The following is a 4314-nucleotide window of genomic DNA, read 5'->3' as shown; positions in this document are numbered from 1 at the left end:
GTCCCCACCAGCGTGCCGTTATCCAACACGGGCAAGGCATTGGTGTGGTGGTCGCTCATCAGATCGGCAGCTTCACTGAGAGACGCTGTTGATGCAATGGAGACCGGTTCCGGCTGATAGATGTCGGCAACGGTTCTGCCGCCCATCTTCTTCAACTCTTTTTCCAGGGTCTTTTCTGACTCGAGATAGATCACCCAGTCGAACAGGCTGATCACCGTCGGCAGATGGACGCTTTTGCTCTGCTCAACCAGATCAGATTCGGTTACGATACCGAGCAGTGCCCCGGAGGCATCAACTACCGGTAGAGAGCTGATCCGGTGGGTGACAAACAGTTCGGCAAGTTCCCGGATTGTTGTCTCGGTACCTACGGTGTGCAGTTCTTTGGTCATAATTTCGGCAACAGTTTTCATCGCGTGCTCCTTGAGTTATGAGTGTTGGTAATGGGTTGTGGGAAGGTTCAGGAGCCGATTGAGCGCCAGCGGAATACGTGCCATCAGGTCGGTTGCTGTCATGCCGATCTCGCCCTGTTCCATGGCCACCAGATCACCGGCCAAGCCGTGGATGTAGACCCCCAGGCGGCAGGCGTTCCAGGTTGAGTAGCCCTGACCCAGCAGCGAGACAATAATGCCGGTCAGCACATCCCCCATGCCGCCACTTGCCATGCCGGGGTTGCCACTGCCGTTAATGGCAGCCATGCCGTTGGGGGCAGCAATAATAGTACGGGCCCCTTTCAGAACCATATAGACCCCGTAGGTACGGGCAAATTCCTGGGCAACCGAGATCCTGATGGCTGCCACATCAGGGATAGCTGAGCCCAGCAGGCGGGACATCTCGCCGGGGTGGGGGGTCAGGACAATGTTTTCTGAGCGGCGACGGTGCAGAATGCTGGTGTCTTCTGCCAGGGCGTTCAGGCCGTCGGCATCAATGACCATGGGAATGGAAACGGTTTCGATCAGGGTCTGTACCACGGTAACGCTGGCAGGGCGCCGATCAATACCTGGACCGATGGCAAGGGCATTTTTACCGGCCAGCTGTTTTTCAAGGGCCACAAGGGAGTGAATGGTCAGGTGTCCGCTACCGGCATCGGGTAGTGGCAGGGTCATCGCCTCGGTGGTTTTTACTTCGAGAACCTGATTGATGCTTTCCGGTATGGCGAGGGTCACCAGTCCGGAACCGGTCCGAACCGCGCTGTTTGCAGCCAGGGCAGCAGCACCGGTTTTGCCGGTTGATCCGGCAATAATCAGACAGTGACCATAGGTCCCTTTGTGGGCCTGACGGTCACGTCGCTTGATCAGAGGAGCCATCAGCTTTTCATTCAGAAAGTCATAGCCAACCGCTTCGTCCATCAGTTGTGGCGGGATACCGATATCAACAATCACCAGTCTGCCCACATGCTCGGCAGCCGGGTAGAGCACATGTCCCAGTTTGGCCACCCCGAAGGTGACAGTCATGTTGGCATGGACGGTCTGGCCCAGAACCCGGCCGGTGGTGCCATGGATACCGGTGGGAATATCCACGGCCACAACCTTGCCCGGTGCACTGTTGATCAGCTCCACCGCCTCAAGGTAGACCCCGGTCAGGTCGCTGCGCAGACCGGTTCCCAGCAGGGCGTCAACCAGTACGTCGGCCTGCTGGATGTCATCAGCATGTTTCTCGGTCAGTTCCCCTTCTTCAGGGCAGAAGCTCAGGATGTTCTCAGGTAAAAGAACCAGATTGGTAAGAGCGTCACCCTGAATAGCTTCACGCTCTGCCAGAACGATAACCAGTACCTGCCACTCTTTTTCAAGCAGACAGCGGGCAATCACATACCCGTCACCGCCGTTATTACCTTTGCCGGACAGAATTACAACCCGTTTGCTTCTTCGGGTACCATAGGCTGCCAGGATATGCTCGGCACAGCCGCGACCGGCTTGTTCCATCAGATCACGCCCGGGAATGCCGTACTCATCAATGGCACGACGGTCCAGCTCCTGCATGGTATGGGCTGTGACGATCTTCATGGTGCCTCCAGTATGACCTGTGCAACAGCGTGGTCACCGTCGTGGGACAGTGACAAATGGGCAGTTGCGGTACCTCGCTCAGAAAACAGCTGTTGCGTACGACCTGACAGTTGAAGATATGGCTTGCCTAACGGGTCATTGACAACTTCAATCTCGGTCCAGCAGATGCCGTCCCGCAGTCCGGTGCCCAGCGCCTTGACAAAGGCCTCTTTAGCGGCAAAACGGGCAGCCAGACAGGATGCAGCCTGTTTTCTGGGACGGCAGTACTCCTGTTCAGCCGGGGCAAAGAGCCGGTTTAGTAACGCCTGGTTGCCGTCATCCAGAAAGCGTTGAAAGCGGCTGATCTCCACCGTATCGATGCCGATTCCGAGGATCATGGCCGACGGATCAGCGCCACCATCTCACGCACCGCCCGGTCAAGGCCTACCAGCATCGCACGTGAAATGATGCTGTGGCCGATATTGAACTCCTCAATGCCAGCCAGTCCGGCCAGAGGCAGGATATTGACGTAGTTCAGGCCATGTCCGGCATGCACGGTCAACCCCAGCTCATTGCCCAACCGGATCGCTTCACGGATTGCTGCCAGTTCATGGTGGCGAGACTGCTCACCGCAGGCATCGGCATACCGGCCGGTATGGATCTCGATCGCATCAGCGCCGCTTTCCTTGGAGGCCTTGATCTGCTCAGCAGTTGGATCAACAAAAAGGCTGACCACAATCCCTGCATCGCGCAGACGGGCAGTTGCCTTGGTGATGGCAGCCAGGTTCCCCAGCACATCCAGTCCGCCTTCGGTGGTCAGCTCCTGACGTTTTTCCGGTACCAGGGTGCATTGTTCCGGCTTGATCCGGCAAGCGATTTCCACCATCTCATCGGTGGCAGCCATTTCAAGGTTCAGTTTGGTCTGTACGGTCTTGCGCAGGATCTCAAGATCACGATCCTGAATGTGGCGGCGGTCCTCCCGCAGATGGATGGTGATTCCTTCAGCCCCGGCCAGCTCACCCATGGCTGCAGCAGTAACCGGGTCCGGTTCCGTGCCGCCTCTTGCTTGCCGTACCGTGGCAATATGATCAACATTCAAGCCCAACTTTGCCATGCTACTTCTCTCCTATCTGCTGCCTGACCAGATCGGCGATCTCATTGGCCCATCCGGTAATTTCGTATTTGTCCTGGCCTTCCAGCATAATCCTCAAAAGCGGTTCGGTGCCGGAATAGCGGATCAAGACCCGGCCCTCATTGCCCAGTTTTTCTTCAACCCCCTTGATGGCGGCGGCAACGGTGGGGATGGTCATGATATCCTGGCGTTCCCTGACCCGTACGTTAACCAGCACCTGGGGTAACGGGATCATCACCTCTGCCAGTTCCGAGAGCGGTTTTTCCCGGCGGCGCATCACGGCCAGCAGTTGCAGTGCCGCCAACACGCCGTCACCGGTGGTATTGTTATCCAGGAAGATCAGGTGCCCGGACTGCTCGCCCCCCAGATTATACCCTCCTTTACGCATCTCCTCCACTACATAGCGATCACCTACGGCGGTTTTTATGATCTTGCCACCAACCTTGCGCAGGGCGATATCCAGGCCCATGTTGCTCATTACGGTGGCCACCAGGGTCTTCTTTTTCAGTTGTTTGCGGGCAATCATGTCAGTGGCGCAGATCGCCATGATCTGATCACCGTTGACCTCGTTGCCAAACTCATCGCAGACAATCACCCGGTCAGCATCACCGTCCAGGGCAATACCGATATCAGCCCGGTGCTGTTTAACTGCCTCGCTGATCACTTCCGGGTGCAATGAGCCGCAACCGGCATTGATGTTGGTGCCGTTTGGTTTGACTCCCAGCGGAATAACTTCAGCGCCCAGTTCTTCAAATACTGCCGGAGCCACCTTGTAGGCAGCACCATTACCGCAGTCCAGCACAATCTTCAGGCCACTCAGGTCAAGATCAGAGGGAAAGCTGTTCTTCAGGAAGACAATATAGCGGCCCCCGGCATCATCAATCCGAAATGCCTTGCCCACCTCAGTGGCGGTGGGGCGCAACGCCTCGATCTTCTTTGAGTCCAGCAGTTTTTCCATCTTCAATTCAATTTCGTCCGGCAGTTTGTAGCCATCTGCAGAGAAAAACTTGATCCCGTTATCCTGAAACGGGTTGTGGGAAGCAGAGATTACCACACCGGCATCAGCCCGCATTGATCTGGTGATATTGGCAATCCCGGGGGTCGGCAGCGGGCCCACCAGCAGCACATCTACACCCATGGAGCAGATCCCTGCCACCAGAGCACTTTCCAGCATGTAGCCGGAAAGGCGGGTGTCCTTGCCGA

5 protein-coding genes are annotated in these 4314 nt (G+C 56.8%); all 5 read right to left on the bottom strand.

Translation table 11 applies throughout. From position 1 onward, the window contains the following. Nucleotides 1–410 (bottom strand): CBS domain-containing protein (locus tag OEL57_RS14690; protein WP_300741467.1); only part of this gene is annotated, 410 nt, incomplete at its 3' end. Nucleotides 411–425: 15 nt separating this feature from the next. Continuing rightward, the gene (locus OEL57_RS14685; RefSeq protein WP_300741466.1) at nt 426–2000 is read right to left on the bottom strand and encodes an NAD(P)H-hydrate dehydratase; all 1575 of its coding nucleotides are present in this window, start codon (nt 1998–2000) and stop codon (nt 426–428) included. Continuing rightward, complete coding sequence (locus tag OEL57_RS14680) at nt 1997–2377, bottom strand: holo-[acyl-carrier-protein] synthase (RefSeq protein ID WP_300741465.1); 381 nt, start codon at nt 2375–2377, stop codon at nt 1997–1999. The genes OEL57_RS14685 and OEL57_RS14680 overlap by 4 nt, the downstream gene beginning before the upstream one ends. Further along, nucleotides 2374–3093: a pyridoxine 5'-phosphate synthase gene (locus OEL57_RS14675; RefSeq protein WP_300741463.1), complete on the bottom strand. Its 720-nt coding sequence runs from the start codon at nt 3091–3093 to the stop codon at nt 2374–2376. Before OEL57_RS14675 ends, OEL57_RS14680 begins: the two co-directional genes overlap by 4 nt. 1 nt (nt 3094) lies before the next feature. Then, on the bottom strand, nt 3095–4314 hold a 1220-nt coding region (gene glmM, locus OEL57_RS14670), incomplete at its 5' end, for a phosphoglucosamine mutase (RefSeq protein ID WP_300741460.1).

The sequence above is a fragment of the Trichlorobacter sp. genome (assembly GCF_030247655.1).
Taxonomy (GTDB): domain Bacteria; phylum Desulfobacterota; class Desulfuromonadia; order Geobacterales; family Pseudopelobacteraceae; genus Trichlorobacter.
Note: the sequence above shows the minus strand (reverse complement) of the source record. Positions and strands in the feature narration are given on the sequence as shown.

Coding starts and splice junctions, on each gene's coding strand:
- OEL57_RS14685 (WP_300741466.1), bottom strand. CDS start 2,000: ATGAAGATCGTCACAGCCCATACCATGCAGGAGCTGGACCGTCGTGCC.
- OEL57_RS14680 (WP_300741465.1), bottom strand. CDS start 2,377: ATGATCCTCGGAATCGGCATCGATACGGTGGAGATCAGCCGCTTTCAA.
- OEL57_RS14675 (WP_300741463.1), bottom strand. CDS start 3,093: ATGGCAAAGTTGGGCTTGAATGTTGATCATATTGCCACGGTACGGCAA.